Source organism: Paraburkholderia azotifigens (assembly GCF_007995085.1).
GTDB lineage: Bacteria > Pseudomonadota > Gammaproteobacteria > Burkholderiales > Burkholderiaceae > Paraburkholderia > Paraburkholderia azotifigens.
Map to the genome: position 1 here is coordinate 1,202,771 of NZ_VOQS01000001.1, position 16,572 is coordinate 1,219,342.

The following is a 16,572-nucleotide window of genomic DNA, read 5'->3' on the forward strand; positions in this document are numbered from 1 at the left end:
GAGGCTGCATCGCGCGAGCGATGCAGCCTCTTTCAATTGCAGCGTTGCCCCGGCGTGGGCGCGCTATCCCAGGTGCGTCTTGCTCGCGGCGTACAGTTCGCGGAACGTCCGCCCGACGGGCGCCGGCATCTCGCGCGTATTCGTCCAGCCTGCGGCTAGCGGAAGCTTTGCGATCGACTTCCCGCTGCCGCCCATACGCTCGAGAATCCGCACCGCGAGCTTCGTGAACAAGCCGTATGCAGCCGGATGCATCGCCAGATAGCCCCAGACAGCGAGCCCGAAGCGCTCCTGCCACGGCCGCAGATGCCGCTCCATCTGGCGCTCGCGCAGCTTGCGCAGCAGATCGGAGAGCGGAATGCCGACGGGACACACGCTGTTGCACTCACCGCACAGCGTCGCGGCCTGCGGCAGATCGAGCGCCTTTTCGATGCCGACATAGCTCGGCGTCAGCACCGACCCCATCGGCCCGGGATACACCCAGCCGTACGTATGTCCGCCGACCTTCTGATACACCGGGCAATGGTTCATGCACGCGCCGCAGCGGATGCAGCGCAGCATCTCCTGAAAGTCACCGCCGATCAGCCCGGTGCGTCCGCCATCGACGAGTACCACGTACATATGCTCCGGCCCGTCCTGGTCGTCGGCGCCGCGCGGGCCCGTGAGGACGGAGAAATAGTTCGAAACGTCCTGCCCCGTCGCTGATCGAGGTAGCAGACGCATCGCCGTCGCGAGATCTTCCAGTGTCGGCAGCACCTTCTCGATGCCCGTCACCGCGACGTGCACGCGCGGCATCACGGTGCACATGCCTTCGTTGCCCTCGTTGGTCACGAGCGCGACCGAGCCCGTCTCCGCGATCACGAAGTTGCCGCCCGTCACACCCATGTCGGCCGTCATGAAATGCGGACGCAGCATCTCGCGTGCTTCGCGCGTCATCTCGGGGATCTCCGTCAGACGCGGCTTGTTGTGCGTCTTCGCGAACAGATCGGCGATCTCTTCCTTGTCCTTGTGCACGACGGGCGCAATGATGTGGCTCGGCGGCTCGTTGTCGTTGATTTGCAGGATGTATTCGCCGAGGTCGGTTTCGATGGACTGCACGCCCATCTGTCCGAGCACCTCGTTCAGGCGCATTTCCTCGGACACCATCGACTTCGTCTTGATCACCTTCTTCACGTCGTGCTTGCGCGCGATGTCGGCGACGAGCTTCGCCGCGTCCTGCGTCGTCTCCGCGAACAGCACGGTGACGCCGCGCCGCGTGGCTTCGCGCTCGAAAGTTTCGAGCCACACGTCCAGATTCTGCAGCGCGCGGTCGCGACGCTCCTTCAGCGCCGCGCGCGTGGCGGGGAAGTCGATCGCGGTCATCGCCGACGCGCGGGCCGAGACGAATTTCGTCGACAGCTTGGTGAGGTTCTGCTGGAGGCGTTGATCGGCGAGTTTCTGGCCCGCGCGCGCCTTGAACTGCATCGTTTGGACTTGCATGACGGCCTTGGGGATCGGTTGTAGGTATCCGCTACGGCTAGACCGGCGGGGAAAGCATCACGCGTCGCCCGCCAGCACCTGCGCGATGTGCAGCACGCGTGTGGTCGTGTCACCCGTACGCCGCAGGCGCCCTTCGATATTCAGCATGCAGCCGAGATCGCCCAGCACCACCGCGTTCGTGCCGCTCGCCTGAATATTCGCGCACTTCTCGTCGACGATGGCCGTCGAGATATCGCCGAACTTGAGCGCAAACGTCCCGCCGAAGCCGCAGCAGTGCTCGCAGTCCTTCATCTCGGTCACGACGACGCCAGCCTGCGCGAGCAGCGCGCGCGGCTGCTGCTTGACGCCCAGCTCGCGCAGCCCCGAGCAGGAGTCGTGATAGGTCACCGGCCCCTGGAATTCGCCCGGCGTCAGTTCGATCTTGGCGACGTTCGCCAGAAAATCGGTCAGCTCGTAGACCTTGGGACGCAGCCGCGCGAAGCGGCCCATCAGTTCGGGATCGTCGGCGAACAGATCGCCGTAATGCACACGGATCATCCCGCCGCACGACCCCGACGGCACGACCACGAAATCGTACTGTTCGAACTCGCGCAGCGTTTTCTCCGCGAGATCGCGCGCGATGCGCCTGTCGCCGGAGTTGTAGGCCGGCTGTCCGCAGCAGGTTTGCGCGGGCGGGACGAACACCTCGAAGCCCGCGCGCTCGATCAGCTTGATCGCGGAAAAGCCGATTTCGGGGCGCATCAGATCGATCAGGCAGGTGACGAAAAAACCGACTCGCATGGGTGCTCCTCCAGGGAAACGTCCCCGATTATCCGCTGTTTGACGCGCAATACCAACGCGTAACGGCCCCAATGCGCAATGATCCGCCAAATATTGAGATTGGAAGTTCAATTCCAATGGCGTTCGCTTTTTTCACAATACGAGATACAATCGGTTTTCCGCTGTTTGACGCGTCAACCGTTTAGCCTTATGAGCGATACGAACCCGGACCCCAAGACATCGATCCAGGTGATCGAGCGCATGATGCGGCTGCTGGACGCCCTCGCCGCACATAGCGACCCGGTCAGCCTGAAGGAACTCGCGCAACGCACCGACCTTCATCCGTCCACCGCCCACCGCATCCTGAACGATATGGTGACCTGCCGGCTGGTGGATCGCTCGGACCCCGGCACCTATCGCCTCGGCATGCGGCTGCTGGAACTGGGCAATCTCGTCAAGGCGCGCCTCTCTGTGCGCGACGCGGCGCTGATGCCGATGCGCGAGCTGCACCGGCTGACGGGCCAGACGGTCAACCTGTCGGTCCGTCAGGGCGACGAGATCGTCTATATCGAACGTGCCTATTCCGAACGCTCGGGCATGCAGGTGGTCCGCGCGATCGGCGGCCGCGCGCCGCTGCATCTGACGTCCGTCGGCAAGCTCTTCCTCGCCGCCGACGAATCGACCCGCGTGCGAGCCTACGCAACGCGCACAGGCCTCTCGGGGCACACGCAGAACAGCATCACCGATCTCTCGAAACTCGAACGCGAGCTATCGCATGTGCGCCAGCAGGCTTGCGCGCGCGACAACGAGGAACTGGAACTGGGCGTGCGCTGTATCGCGGCCGGCATTTATGACGATACGGGCAAGCTCGTCGCGGGCCTGTCGCTGTCGGCGCCCGCCGACCGACTGCAGGATTCGTGGCTCGGGCAGTTGAGCAAGACTGCGCTCGTGATTTCCGAGTCGCTCGGGTATCACCCGCAAGCGCAGCCGATGGGCGCATCGGCGCAAGCCGTCTGACGCGCACTATGCGGCGATCCACCGCCCTACGCCGCACCAAGCACTAGCAAGCAAAAAAAGCCCCGCAATGCGGGGCTTTTTGTTTTGGTCTGAGTCCTGACGTCCGGGCGCTCAGGTTCCCGCGCCGTTGGCGTCCGCGCTCGTGATGCGCTGTTCGCCGCCGTTGTCGAGCCACGTACGCAGACGCTGCGCATCGGCGAAACGCGAGTACTTGCCCGACGAATCGAGCAGCACCATGATCATCGGACGATCGTGGATCGTCGCCTGCATCACGAGACACTCGCCTGCTTCGTTGATAAAGCCCGTCTTCTGCAGACCGATGTCCCACGACGGATTGCGCACCAGCGCGTTCGTGCTGTTGTAGGCGATCGAGCGCTTGCCCGTATACACCTCGTAACTGCGATCGGTCGAGAACTTGCGGATCATCGGGTACTGATACGCAGCGTTGACCATCTTCACGAGGTCCCGCGCGCTCGACACGTTCTGGCTCGTCAGACCCGTCGGGTTTTCGAAGTGCGTATCGGTCATGCCGAGCGCCTTCGCCTTCGCGTTCATCGCGGCCATGAAAGCGGGACGGCCGCCCGGGAAGTAGCGCGACAGCGCCGCTGCCGCGCGGTTTTCCGAGGCCATCAGCGCGATGTGCAGCATGTCTTCACGCGACAGCACCGAACCGACAGACAGACGCGAGCCCGTGTTCTTCTCATAGTCGCGATCTTCGTCCGTGACTTCGATCTGCTCGGTCATGGCCGCCTTCGAGTCGACCACGACCATCGCCGTCATCAACTTGGTAATCGACGCGATGGGCACGACGGCGCGTGAGTTCTTGTCGAACAGCGACTCCGACGTGTTCTGGTCGACCACGTAGGCGACGCTCGAACGGAGCATCAGCGCGTCAGGCGTTTCGTGCAGGCCGAACGCCGTGCCGACGGACGGCTGGCGCGGTTCGAACGCGACGCGGCGCATCACCGAGTGATGGCGGCCATTCACCGTGTACGACACGCGGCGCTTCTTCGAAACGGTACGGGGCTCGTCGTCCTTCGCGGCAGCCTTCACGGCCTTCGACGGCTTGCTGGAGACCTTCTCGGCAGCCGCCTTCTTCGAAGACTTCTTGCCGGCTTTCGCGGTTTTGACGGGGGCCGTGTCGGACGCGGCGAACGCGTCCACCGGCGCGGCAAACGCCGCTGCGATGACCACCGAGGCAGCCACCGACAGAGCGGTACTGAGCGCCGCGCCGTGCATCACTTTCAGTGACGAAAACATGTCGGTTTTCATTGGTGTTCTGGTTGGAGCGGCGAGAGAGATTTCCGCCAGTGTAGTAAAACGGTTAAAAATTAGCAATATTAAGCACTTATCGACAGTCCTTAAACCGAGTTGTCAGGCTCGATTGAAGAAAGGCAATAGGTTGCAGGTACACCATCGAAAATACCAATGACACGCCGGCAAAACCGCCATCGCCCATGTCGCTGAAGGCTCTCACTCGTTCAGCATATCGGCATATTCGACACAAACTTGATCGGGGAAGTACGGTCGCGCACGGTGGGAATGCAAATCCGCCGCGAGCATCCGGAACACGATGCCCTGCTGCTCCGATGCACGCCTGCAGTACGCCGCGAGCCGATCGACTGTTAAGCGACTACTGCGAAGCAGCACGACGCGCATTCGACCGGGATGGGGATTTAACGTTCCGCTACGGTTTTCGGTTTACCCGCGAATTTTACCTTTTCACCCGGAAATGCGCCGTCGGCGCGCTCTCTGCCTCATCCTGCTTGGGAGACCACGATTTTTGCCGCACCACATCGGTGCAAACCCTAATGTGCATGCGCTTCACCACAATGTCATAAACGCTACATAACGTATTGTTTTATTAGTAATTTTTATGCGTTGTGCGTTGCACAAAAAAGTCCTTGACATCTATCGGAGCCGTCCTAAAATGGGAACCATTGCTGCGACGCACAATGAACTGCGATCCAGCGATCCCTAATAGTTCTGCAGTTAACCCAACTCGGTTCGCGCCAGACGAGCCGGTAATCCAGGAGCGTAAACATGACTCTGCTGACCCCTGAGCAATTCGCCGCAGCACAGAAGGCCAACCTCGAAACGCTGTTCGGCCTGACCTCGAAGGCATTCGAAGGCGTCGAAAAGCTGGTCGAGCTGAATCTGCAAGTCGTCAAGTCGACGATCGCTGAAAGCCAGGAAAACGCACAACGCGCGCTGTCGGTGAAGGACGCGCAAGAACTGCTCGCGCTGCAAGCAGGCCTGACGCAGCCGGTGGCAGAAAAAGTTCTGTCGTATGGCCGTCACCTGTACGAAATCGCATCGGCTACGCAAGCTGAATTCGCCCGCGTCGCTGAAGCTCAATACGAAGAGCAGAACAAGAAGGTGCAGGCGCTCGTCGAGAACGTCGCGAAGAACGCACCGGCTGGTTCGGAAACGGCTGTCGCCGTGATCAAGTCGGCCATCACGGCCGCGAACACGACGTACGAAACGGTTCACAAGGCAACGAAGCAAGCTGTCGAAATCGCTGAAAGCAATTTCAACGCGGCTGCAACGGCTGCATCGAAGGCCGCTTCGCAAGCTGCTGCACAAGCTTCGCGTACGGCAGCATCGGCCAAGAAGGCTGCTGTCTAAGAACGCACTGAAAACGTAACGGATTCAACGGATCGGGCTTCACCTGCGCACTGACGGATGCCCCATCATCCCTCGATGCGCAGCCGCGAGATACACTGTCGAAGTGACTGGCGGTACTGAACAGCGCCGCACGGGTCGAGACTTCGGCGACCAGGCGGCCAGACGCTCCGATACGTTAAACAGCGTATCGTTTCCCCGGCTCAGGCCGGGATTTTTTTGCCTGCTTGTTTTGTGTCGAATCGCTGGCCCTGAGCGACGCGCATAAAAAAACGGCGCGCCCTTCTTCCGAAGGACGCGCCGTTTTCACATGCGCTGATCGAACCGGCGTGAGCCCACGCCGTTCGCGCTTACTTCTTCTTTTGCGGTGGCAGATCGGTACAGACGCCTTCGTACAGCTCGGCGGCCATACCGATCGATTCGCCGAGCGTCGGGTGCGGGTGGATCGTCTTGCCGATATCCGTCGCGTCCGCGCCCATTTCGATTGCGAGACACACTTCGCTGATCAGGTCGCCCGCATTCAGACCCACAATGCCGCCGCCGATCACGCGATGCGTCTCTTCGTCGAAGATCAGCTTCGTGAAGCCCTCATCGCGGCCATTCGCGATCGCGCGGCCCGATGCGGCCCACGGGAACACTGCCTTGCCGTACTTGATGCCTTCGGCCTTGCACTGGTCTTCCGTCTTGCCCGCCCATGCCACTTCCGGATCGGTGTAAGCCACCGACGGAATCTGCAGCGCGTCGAAGTACGCCTTCTCGCCATGCGCCGCTTCCGCCGCGACGTGGCCTTCATGCACCGCTTTGTGGGCGAGCATCGGCTGACCGACGACATCGCCGATCGCGAAAATGTGCGGCACGTTGGTGCGCATCTGCTTGTCGACGTCGATGAAGCCGCGATCCGTCACAGCCACGCCTGCCTTGTCCGCGCCGATCTTCTTGCCGTTCGGGCTGCGGCCCACGGCAACCAGCACGAGATCGTAGCGTTGCGGCTCGGCGGGCGCCTTCTCGCCTTCGAACGTCACGTAGATGCCGTCCGGCTTCGCTTCCGCGCCCGTCGTTTTGGTCTTCAGCATCACGTTGCCGAAACGCTTGCTGTTGAACTTCTCCCAGACCTTCACGAGATCGCGGTCCGCGCCCAACATCAGGCCGTCGAGCATTTCGACCACGTCGATCTGCGCGCCGAGCGTTGCGTACACCGTCGCCATTTCCAGGCCGATGATGCCGCCGCCGATCACGAGCATGCGCTTGGGCAGCTGACGCAGTTCCAGCGCACCCGTCGAATCGACGACGCGCGGATCCTCCGGAATGAACGGCAGCTTCACGGCTTGCGAACCGGCCGCGATGATCGCCTGCTTGAACTTGACGACCTTCTTGCCGCTTTCGCCCTGCACTTCCATGTGATAAGGATCGACAAAAGTGCCGACGCCCGTCACGACTTCGACCTTGCGCGCCTTCGCCATCCCCGCGAGACCGCCCGTCAGCTTCTTGACGACGCCCGACTTGAAGTCGCGCAGTTTGTCGAGATCGATCTGCGGCTTGCCGAACGTGATGCCGTGCGAGCCGAGCGCTTCCGCTTCATCGATTACGAGCGCCGTGTGCAGCAGCGCCTTCGACGGAATGCAGCCGACGTTCAGACACACGCCGCCGAGCGTCGAATAACGCTCGACGAGCACCGTCTTCATGCCGAGGTCAGCCGAGCGGAATGCCGCCGAGTAACCGCCGGGACCGGCGCCGAGCACGAGCATGTCGCATTCGACGTCGACGGAACCCGAATAGCTGCCGGCTTGCGGCGCGGGCGTGGGTGCCTTGGTGGCTGACTGCGCAGGCGACGGCGCCGGAGCAGCCGCCTTCGGTGCAGGCGCAGCCGCCGCGCCTTCGCCTTCGAGCAGCAGCAGCACGGTGCCCTCGGAGACGTTGTCGCCAACTTTGACCTTCAGTTCCTTGACGACGCCGGCGGCCGGGCTCGGCACGTCCATGGTCGCCTTATCGGATTCGAGCGTGACGAGCGACTGCTCTTTCTCGACACGGTCGCCGACCTTCACCGCGACTTCGATCACGGGCACATCTTTATAGTCGCCGATATCCGGCACTTTGATTTCCTGCACGCTGCCGCCGCTTGCCGCGGGGGCGGCAGCGGGTGCAGGCGCAGCTTGCTCAGGTTCTTTGGCGGCTTTGGCTTCGCCCGACGTTTCCACGACGGCGATCACGGTGCCCTGCGAGACCTTCTCGCCTGCCTTGATGCGCACTTCCTTGACCGTACCGGCCGTATCGCTCGGCACTTCCATCGACGCCTTGTCCGATTCGAGCGTCAGCAGCGACTGCTCTTTCTCGATCGTGTCGCCCGGCTTGATATTGACTTCGATGACATCGACGTCCTTGAAATCGCCGATGTCCGGCACCTTCACTTCGACGAGACTCATTAGTGTCCCCTTCTCTTATTGACCGTGTTGAACGATGAGCCGCAAAAAACCTTCGCCTCGAAAACCCGCGACGCCAGCCGCAGACTTAATGCCGTCCGCCAAGGACGCGGCTTTCTTTTGCCTACTTTTCTTTGCAAGACAAAGAAAAGTAGGTGCCGCCCCGCACAGGGGCAACGCGTGAAGCGAGATGACAAGGCAGGTTCAACGGCGAGGCATGAGCAACCACAAGAACCTCACACCTCGCCGCGCGACAAAAGCTCAACAATCAAAGAATCACACGCCGGAAATCGGCAAGAATCGAACCGAGATACGCATTGAAGCGAGCCGCCTCGGCGCCATCGATCACGCGATGGTCGTACGACAGCGACAGCGGCAGCGTCAGGCGCGGCACGAACTGCTTGCCGTCCCACACCGGCTTCATCGCGCTGCGCGACAGCCCGAGAATCGCCACTTCAGGCGCGTTGATGATCGGCGTGAAGTTCGTGCCGCCGATGCCGCCCAGCGACGAGATCGAGAAGCAGCCGCCTTGCATCTGGTCCGGCTTCAGCTTGCCTTCGCGCGCGAGCTTCGACAGCTCGGCCATTTCCTTCGCGATATCGACGAGACCCTTCTTGTCCGCATCGCGGATCACGGGCACGACGAGACCGTTCGGCGTGTCGGCGGCAAAACCGACGTGGTAGTACTGCTTGAACACCAGGTTGTCGCCATCCAGGCTGGCGTTGAACGTCGGGAACTTCTTCAGCGCCGCGACGACCGCCTTGATCACGAACGCGAGCATCGTGAACTTGACGCCCGACTTCTCGTTTTCCTTGTTCAGCTGCACGCGCAGCGCTTCGAGATCGGTGATGTCCGCTTCGTCGTTGTTCGTGACGTGCGGGATCATGACCCAGTTGCGATGCAGGTTCGCGCCGGAAATCTTCTTGATGCGCGACAGCGGCTTCGGATCGATCGGGCCGAACTTCGTGAAGTCGATCTTCGGCCACGGCAGCAGGCCCAGTTCGCCGCCGCCTGCGGCAGCCGGTGCAGCGGCAGCCGGGGCGCCGCGCTGGCCCGTCATCACGCCCTTGACGAACGCGGTGACATCGTCCTGCGTAATGCGGCCCTTCGGACCCGTGCCTTGCACGCGCGACACGTCGACACCCAGTTCGCGCGCGAACTTGCGCACCGACGGCGACGCGTGGCTCGCGCGATGCGCGCCGCCTTCGCCTGCGGGGATCACAGGCGCCTGCGCGAGCGCGGACGGCTGGGCGGGAGCCGGCGACGGCGCAGCGGGCGCGTCCGACGGCTTTTCTTCGTGCTTCGCGGCAGCCGGCGCGGGCGCAGCGGCACCGCCGCTCTCGCCTTCGAGCAGCACGATCAGCGTGCCTTCCGACACGTTATCGCCGACCTTGACCTTCACTTCCTTGACGATACCGGCGGCGGGGCTCGGCACATCCATCGTCGCCTTGTCCGATTCGAGCGTGACGAGCGACTGCTCCTTCTCGACGCGGTCGCCAACCTTCACGGCCACTTCGATGACGGGCACATCCTTGTAGTCGCCGATATCCGGCACCTTCACTTCCTGCACGCCGCCGCTCTTCGCAGGAGCCGCAGCAGCAGCAGGCGCAGGTGCGGGGGCCGGTGCCGGTGCCGGTGCCGGTGCAGCAGCCGGCGCAGCCGCGCCGTTGCCCTTTGCAGCGCCGCCGCCTTCGCCGTCGAGCAGCACGATCAGCGTGCCTTCCGACACCGTGTCGCCAAGCTTGACCTTCACTTCCTTGACCGTGCCCGACGCCGGGCTCGGCACATCCATCGTCGCCTTGTCGGATTCCAGCGTGACGAGCGACTGCTCTTTCTCGACGGTATCACCCGCCTTCACCAGCACCTCGATCACAGGGATGTCCTTGTAATCGCCGATGTCCGGCACCTTGACTTCGATCGCTTGGCTCATTGTTTTCTGTCTCCAGGGCCGCGCGCACCTCGTCCGCCCGCTTCGGGCGGCGAGGTGCACATTGGGGCTCGCGGGTCGATGCCTTAGACGGTCATCGGGTTGGGTTTGGACGGATCGAGGTTGTACTTCTTCAGCGCGTCGGCCACGACCTTGCGCTCAATCGTACCCTCATCGGCCAGCGCACTCAGCGCAGCAACCGTGGTCCAGTAGCGGTCGACTTCGAAGAAGTGACGCAGCTTTTCGCGCGTGTCGGAGCGGCCGAAGCCGTCCGTGCCCAGCACGACGAAGCGTTGCGGCACGAACGCGCGGATCTGGTCGACCAGCGCACGGACGTAGTCGGTCGATGCGATGACGGGGCCCTTCGCGTCCTTCAGCAGCGTCTCGACGTGCGAGAGCTTCTTCTCGCCGAGCGGGTTCAGCAGGTTCTGACGCTGTACTTCGTGACCTTCGCGCGCCAGTTCCGTGAAGCTCGGCACGCTCCACAGATCGGCTTCGACGCCCCAGTCGTTCTTCAGCAGGTCGGCGGCGGCGATCACTTCATTAAAGATCGTGCCCGCGCCCATCAGTTGCACGCGCGGCGCCTTGGCGTTGTCGGCGCCCTTGCGGAATGCGTACATGCCCTTGATGATGTCCTTCGCCACATGCTCGCCCTGCGGGATCGCCGGGTGCTCGTAGTTCTCGTTCATCACCGTGATGTAATAGAACACGTCTTCCTGCTCCTGCACCATGCGGCGCAGACCGTCCTGCATGATGACGGCGAGTTCGAAGCCGAACGTCGGGTCATAGCTGATGCAGTTCGGTACCGATGCCGCCCACAGCAGGGAGTGGCCGTCTTCGTGCTGCAGGCCTTCGCCGTTGAGCGTCGTACGGCCTGCCGTGCCGCCCAGCAGGAAGCCGCGCGAACGCATGTCGCCCGCCGCCCATGCCAGATCGCCGATGCGCTGGAAGCCGAACATCGAGTAGAAGATGTAGAACGGGATCATGATCTCGCCGTGCGTCGAGTACGACGTCGCCGCTGCGATCCAGTCCGACATGCCGCCTGCTTCGTTGATGCCTTCCTGCAGGATCTGGCCGGTTTCCGATTCACGGTAGAACATCAGCTGGTCGGAGTCTTCCGGCACGTACTTCTGGCCGTCCTGATTCCAGATGCCGATCTGACGGAACAGACCCTCCATGCCGAAGGTACGCGACTCGTCCGGCACGATGGGCACGACGCGCTTGCCGATCGCCTTGTCCTTCAACAGGATGTTGAGGATACGGACGAACGCCATCGTCGTCGAAATTTCACGGCCTTCGCCCGTGCCCTTCAGCAGCGGCTCGAATGCGTCGAGCGCCGGAACGGGCAGCGATTCCGCCTTCTGGCGGCGCGCCGGCAGATAGCCGCCGAGCTCCTGGCGGCGGGCACGCATGTACTCGAGTTCCTTCGAGCCTTCTTCGAACTTCAGATACGGCACGTGCGCGATCTCGTCGTCCGAGATGGGCAGGCGGAACTGGTCGCGGAAATGCTTGAGCGCTTCCACCTGCATCTTCTTCTGCTGGTGGGTGATGTTCATCGCCTGGCCGGCTTCGCCCATGCCGTAGCCCTTGATCGTCTTCGCGAGGATCACGGTCGGCTGGCCCTTGGCCTGCGTCGCCTGCTTGAACGCCGCGTAGATCTTGTGCGGATCGTGGCCGCCGCGGTTCAGGTTCCACACGTCGTCATCCGACCAGTCGGCGACGAGCGCCTTCAGTTCCGGCGTGTTGAAGAAGTGCTCGCGGACGAACGCGCCCGATTCCGACTTGTACGTCTGATATTCGCCGTCGACGACTTCCATCATCCGGCGCATCAGCGCGCCCGACTTGTCGCGTGCGAACAGCGCATCCCAGCGGCTGCCCCAGACGACCTTGATGACGTTCCAGCCGGCGCCGCGGAACTCGCTTTCGAGTTCCTGGATGATCTTGCCGTTGCCGCGCACCGGGCCGTCCAGACGCTGCAGGTTGCAGTTGATGACGAACACGAGGTTGTCCAGACGCTCGCGGCCGGCCATGCCGATCGCGCCGAGCGATTCCGGCTCATCCGTTTCGCCGTCGCCGAGGAATGCCCACACCTTGCGGCCTTCCGTCTGAGCGATGCCGCGCGCGTGCATGTACTTCATGAAGCGCGCCTGGTAGATCGCCATGATCGGGCCCAGACCCATCGACACCGTCGGGAACTGCCAGAAGTCCGGCATCAGCCACGGGTGCGGATACGACGAGATGCCCTCGCCGCCCACTTCCTGACGGAAGTTGTCGAGCTGCTTCTCGGACAGGCGGCCGAGCAGGAACGCGCGCGAGTAGACGCCCGGCGACGAGTGGCCCTGCACGAACACGAGGTCGCCGCCGTGATCTTTCGACGGCGCATGCCAGAAGTGGTTGAAGCCGACGTCATACAGCGTGGCCGCCGACGCGAACGATGCGATGTGGCCGCCGACGTTGGTTTCCTTGCCGGCGCGCAGCACCATGGCCATTGCGTTCCAGCGCGTGTACGAGCGGATGCGGTGCTCGACGTCCTGGTCGCCCGGAATCTTCGCCTGATTCGCGACGGGGATCGTGTTGATGTACGGGGTGTTGGCGGAGAAAGGCAGATGCTCGCCATGCACGCGGGCAAATTCGATCTGCTTCTCGATGAGGTAGTGAGCGCGGTCGGGTCCGACAGCAGAAATCACGCCATCTAGCGCTTCGAGCCATTCGGCGGTTTCTTGCGGGTCGCTATCGTCTTTGGCGTCGGCGACGTATTTCAGGACTTCGTCAGGTACAGCGGACATGCTCGTCTCCTGGATATGGGAACGCTCTGTGAACAGGCGACGCGGACGAACACGGCGACCGCGGCAGCTTCCGGCCGATTGTAATAAGGCCCACAACGCCTGCGCAAGGAAATTTTCAGATTACGAGAGTGTTTCTCATAATGCGGAAAATTGCTGCAACGCACCCTGGTTTGACTGCCCATCAGCAAGTACGTCGGGTAGTTTGCGCCGAATTACGTGACTTTCATCGCTTTTTTGCGGCAATTACGCGTCACCCGCTGCGCTACAATGCGAGCCATGTTGACCGATCGGCTTTTCGCACGCTCGGCGCGCTCCGCCGGACCGTCGGCGGAATCGTCGCCGTCCCGCTGGCACCACGGACCGTGGTGGTCGAATTCCTATTTGCTGACGCCGCTCCTGTCGATCCTGGTCTTCCTGGTCGTCATGAGTCTGATCCTGTGGAGCCTGAACCGGCGCGAACAGCAGCAGCAGGAAGACACGCTCTACCGCAACGTCGCGTGGGCGCAGCAGCAGATCCGCCTGTCGATGACGGGCGCGCAGGAACAGCTCCAGGCGCTCGCGCGCGATCTCGTGTCGGGTCGCGCGGACCCGCATTCTTTCCAGGTGTCGACGGCCGACATCATGCAGGGGCATCCCGAGATCCTCTACATGAACTGGTACACCAGCGCCCAGCAGCCGCGCTGGCCGAACAACGACCTGCCCGTGCTGGGCCAGCGTCTCGCCAAGCCCAACGACCAGCAGATGGACGAGGCCGTCAAGGCCGCCTTCGCCGAAGCGAAGAACACGCGCCGCCAGGTCTACTCGCCGCTCATGTACGACGACGTCGGCAACGGCTACATCACGCTGCAGACTCCCGTTTATCGCGACCGCGATTTCCTCGGCACGGTCGCGGCCGTGTTCTCGATCGAAGGGATCCTGAAGCGCGACATCCCGCCCGAGCTGTCGGCGAAGTACAAGATCTCGATCATCGACATCAACAACCGCGAGCTCGCCACCACCTCGACGCGCCCGCGCCTGCCGCGCGACGCGTACTACGACCTGCCGCTCGATCCGCCCGGCCAGGGCGTGTCGGTGCGCGTCTACGCGTACCCGCAGATGACCAACTTCACGAACAACACGCTCGTGTGGCTGGTTGCGGGTCTGTCGTGTTTCGTGCTGTGGAGCCTGTGGAGCTTGTGGAAACACACGCGCCAGCGCTTCGAGGCGCAACAGGCGCTGTACGCGGAAGCGTTCTTCCGCCGCGCGATGGAAAACTCCGTGCTGATCGGCATGCGCGTGCTCGACATGCACGGCCGCATCACGCACGTGAATCCCGCGTTCTGCCGGATGACGGGCTGGGACGAAAGTGATCTCGTCGGCAAGAACGCGCCGTTTCCGTACTGGCCGCGCGATTCGTATCCGGAAATGCAGCGCCAGCTCGACATGACCTTGCGCGGCAAGGCGCCCTCGTCCGGCTTCGAGCTGCGCGTGCGCCGCAAGGACGGCTCGCTGTTCCACGCGCGCCTGTACGTGTCCCCGCTGATCGACAGCTCGGGCCGCCAGACGGGCTGGATGTCGTCGATGACGGACATTACCGAGCCGAAACGCGCGCGCGAAGAACTCGCCGCCGCGCACGAGCGTTTTACGACCGTGCTCGAAAGCCTCGATGCCGCCGTGTCCGTGCTCGCCGCCGACGAAGCCGAACTGCTGTTCGCGAACCGCTATTACCGCCATCTGTTCGGCATCCGTCCCGACGGCCATCTCGAACTCGCGGGCGGCGGCGGCTTCGACAGCTCGGCGGCATCGTCGGATTCGATCGACATGGTCGACGCGTTTGCCGGCCTGCCCGCGACCGCGCTCACGGAAAGCACGGCCGATGCGCAGGAAGTCTATGTGCAGGGCATCCAGAAGTGGTTCGAAGTGCGCCGCCAGTACATCCAGTGGGTGGACGGCCACCTCGCGCAGATGCAGATCGCGACCGACATCACCACGCGCAAGCAGGCGCAGGAACTCGCGCGCCAGCAGGACGAGAAGCTTCAGTTCACCAGCCGCCTGATGACGATGGGCGAAATGGCGTCGTCACTCGCGCACGAGCTAAACCAGCCTCTCGCGGCCATCAATAACTATTGCTCTGGAGCCGTCGCACTGGTTAAATCTGGTCGGACAACTCCCGACAACTTGCTGCCAGTGCTCGAGAAGACGGCGCAACAAGCCGTGCGGGCCGGCATGATCATCAAGCGCATCCGCGAATTCGTGAAACGCAGCGAACCGAAACGCCAGGCCACACGCGTCGCCGACATCGTCGCGGACGCCGTGGGCCTCGCCGAGATCGAAGCACGCAAGCGCCGCATCCGCATCGTGACGGACATGCGCTCGCGTCTGCCCGTGATCTACGTCGACCCGGTGCTGATCGAGCAGGTGCTCGTGAACCTGCTGAAGAACGCGGCGGAAGCGATGCACGACGCACGCCCCGACGCCGTCGATCCCGTCGTTCGCGTGGTCGTGAAGCTCGATTCCGGCTTCGTGTGCATCAGCGTCATCGACCAGGGGCCCGGCGTCGACGAAGCCACAGCCGAGCGCCTCTTCGAACCGTTTTACAGCACCAAGTCCGACGGCATGGGCATGGGGCTGAACATTTGCCGTTCGATCATCGAATCGCATCGCGGACGCCTGTGGGTGGTGAACAACGTCGAATCCGACGGCCACATCACGGGTGCCACTTTCCATTGCAGTCTGCCTATTGGAGAGCCTGACGGCCCGAGCAACGGCGGGTCCGAGGCGCCGACACCACAAACCGTTACGGGAGAGCTATGAACACCCCAGTTACCACACAGGAAACCGTGTTTGTCGTCGACGACGACGAAGCGGTGCGAGATTCACTGCGCTGGCTGCTGGAGGCGAACGGCTACCGCGTGCAGTGCTTCTCCAGCGCCGAGCAGTTCATCGACGCATGGCAGCCGCATCAGCACCCCGGCCAGATCGCGTGCCTGATCCTCGACGTGCGGATGTCGGGCATGAGCGGGCTCGAACTGCAGGAGCGCCTGATCGCCGACAACACGCTGCTCCCGATCATCTTCGTGACGGGTCACGGCGACGTGCCGATGGCCGTATCGACAATGAAGAAAGGCGCGATGGATTTCATCGAGAAGCCGTTCGACGAAGCCGAACTGCGCAAGCTGGTCGAGCGCATGCTCGACAAGGCGCGCAGCGAAAGCAGCAGCGTGCAGCAGCAGCGCGCCGCCGCCGAGCGCCTCGGCAAGCTCACGGCACGCGAGCATCAGGTGCTCGAGCGCATCATCGCGGGCCGCCTGAACAAGCAGATCGCCGACGACCTCGGCATCAGCATCAAGACGGTCGAAGCGCACCGCGCGAACATCATGGAAAAGCTCAACGTGAACACGGTGGCCGACCTGCTGCGTCTCGCGTTGTCTAACAAGCCGCAGCCCGCGCAGTAACACGCGGCGCTGCTGTCATCGCGTGATGGCCGCCCTCTTCGCCCGCGCTGCTTTTTTTAGCGTGTGCGGGCGCATGAAGATTCGTTGACGCCATCACGCGGCGCTGCAATTGCGGCGCCCGCCTCACCGCT

The 16,572-nt window shown here is 62.9% G+C and carries 10 protein-coding genes; 4 read left to right on the forward strand and 6 right to left on the reverse strand.

What is annotated here, in order from left to right; genetic code table 11:
* Nucleotides 1-63: 63 nt before the first annotated feature.
* On the reverse strand, nt 64-1,476 hold the full coding sequence (locus FRZ40_RS05360) for a lactate utilization protein B (RefSeq protein ID WP_028365828.1): 1,413 nt from the start codon (nt 1,474-1,476) through the stop codon (nt 64-66).
* A gap of 57 nt (nt 1,477-1,533) precedes the next feature.
* On the reverse strand, nt 1,534-2,256 hold the full coding sequence (locus tag FRZ40_RS05365; protein WP_147233560.1) for a (Fe-S)-binding protein: 723 nt from the start codon (nt 2,254-2,256) through the stop codon (nt 1,534-1,536).
* A gap of 189 nt (nt 2,257-2,445) precedes the next feature.
* Between FRZ40_RS05365 and FRZ40_RS05370 the strand changes: the two genes are divergently transcribed.
* Nucleotides 2,446-3,252, forward strand: coding sequence for an IclR family transcriptional regulator (locus tag FRZ40_RS05370; RefSeq protein ID WP_028365830.1), 807 nt, complete (start codon nt 2,446-2,448; stop codon nt 3,250-3,252).
* A gap of 111 nt (nt 3,253-3,363) precedes the next feature.
* Here the strand turns inward: FRZ40_RS05370 and pbpG are convergent, their stop codons facing one another.
* On the reverse strand, nt 3,364-4,524 hold the full coding sequence (pbpG, locus tag FRZ40_RS05375) for a D-alanyl-D-alanine endopeptidase (protein ID WP_147233561.1): 1,161 nt from the start codon (nt 4,522-4,524) through the stop codon (nt 3,364-3,366).
* 771 nt (nt 4,525-5,295) lie between these two features.
* On the opposite strand from pbpG, the gene FRZ40_RS05380 reads away from it, so the two are divergent.
* Nucleotides 5,296-5,880, forward strand: coding sequence for a phasin family protein (locus FRZ40_RS05380; RefSeq protein ID WP_012400861.1), 585 nt, complete (start codon nt 5,296-5,298; stop codon nt 5,878-5,880).
* 347 nt (nt 5,881-6,227) lie between these two features.
* Here the strand turns inward: FRZ40_RS05380 and lpdA are convergent, their stop codons facing one another.
* From lpdA to aceE, 3 genes are all read right to left on the reverse strand, one after another.
* Entirely contained in the window at nt 6,228-8,297 is a 2,070-nt protein-coding gene (lpdA, locus tag FRZ40_RS05385; protein WP_147233562.1) for a dihydrolipoyl dehydrogenase, read from the reverse strand.
* 265 nt (nt 8,298-8,562) lie between these two features.
* Nucleotides 8,563-10,224 carry a dihydrolipoyllysine-residue acetyltransferase gene (aceF, locus tag FRZ40_RS05390; protein WP_147233563.1) on the reverse strand — a complete coding sequence of 554 codons (1,662 nt, stop codon included), beginning with the start codon at nt 10,222-10,224 and terminating at the stop codon, nt 8,563-8,565.
* Between the two features lie 83 nt (nt 10,225-10,307).
* Nucleotides 10,308-13,007, reverse strand: a complete 2,700-nt coding sequence (gene aceE / locus FRZ40_RS05395) for a pyruvate dehydrogenase (acetyl-transferring), homodimeric type (RefSeq protein WP_028365834.1) — start codon at nt 13,005-13,007, stop codon at nt 10,308-10,310.
* A 276-nt stretch (nt 13,008-13,283) separates the two neighbouring features.
* Between aceE and fixL the strand changes: the two genes are divergently transcribed.
* Both fixL and fixJ read left to right on the forward strand, forming a co-directional pair.
* Complete coding sequence (gene fixL / locus FRZ40_RS05400; protein ID WP_147233564.1) at nt 13,284-15,800, forward strand: oxygen sensor histidine kinase FixL; 2,517 nt, start codon at nt 13,284-13,286, stop codon at nt 15,798-15,800.
* Entirely contained in the window at nt 15,797-16,441 is a 645-nt protein-coding gene (gene fixJ, locus FRZ40_RS05405) for an oxygen response regulator transcription factor FixJ (protein WP_012400866.1), read from the forward strand. Before fixL ends, fixJ begins: the two co-directional genes overlap by 4 nt.
* Nucleotides 16,442-16,572 lie beyond the last annotated feature (131 nt).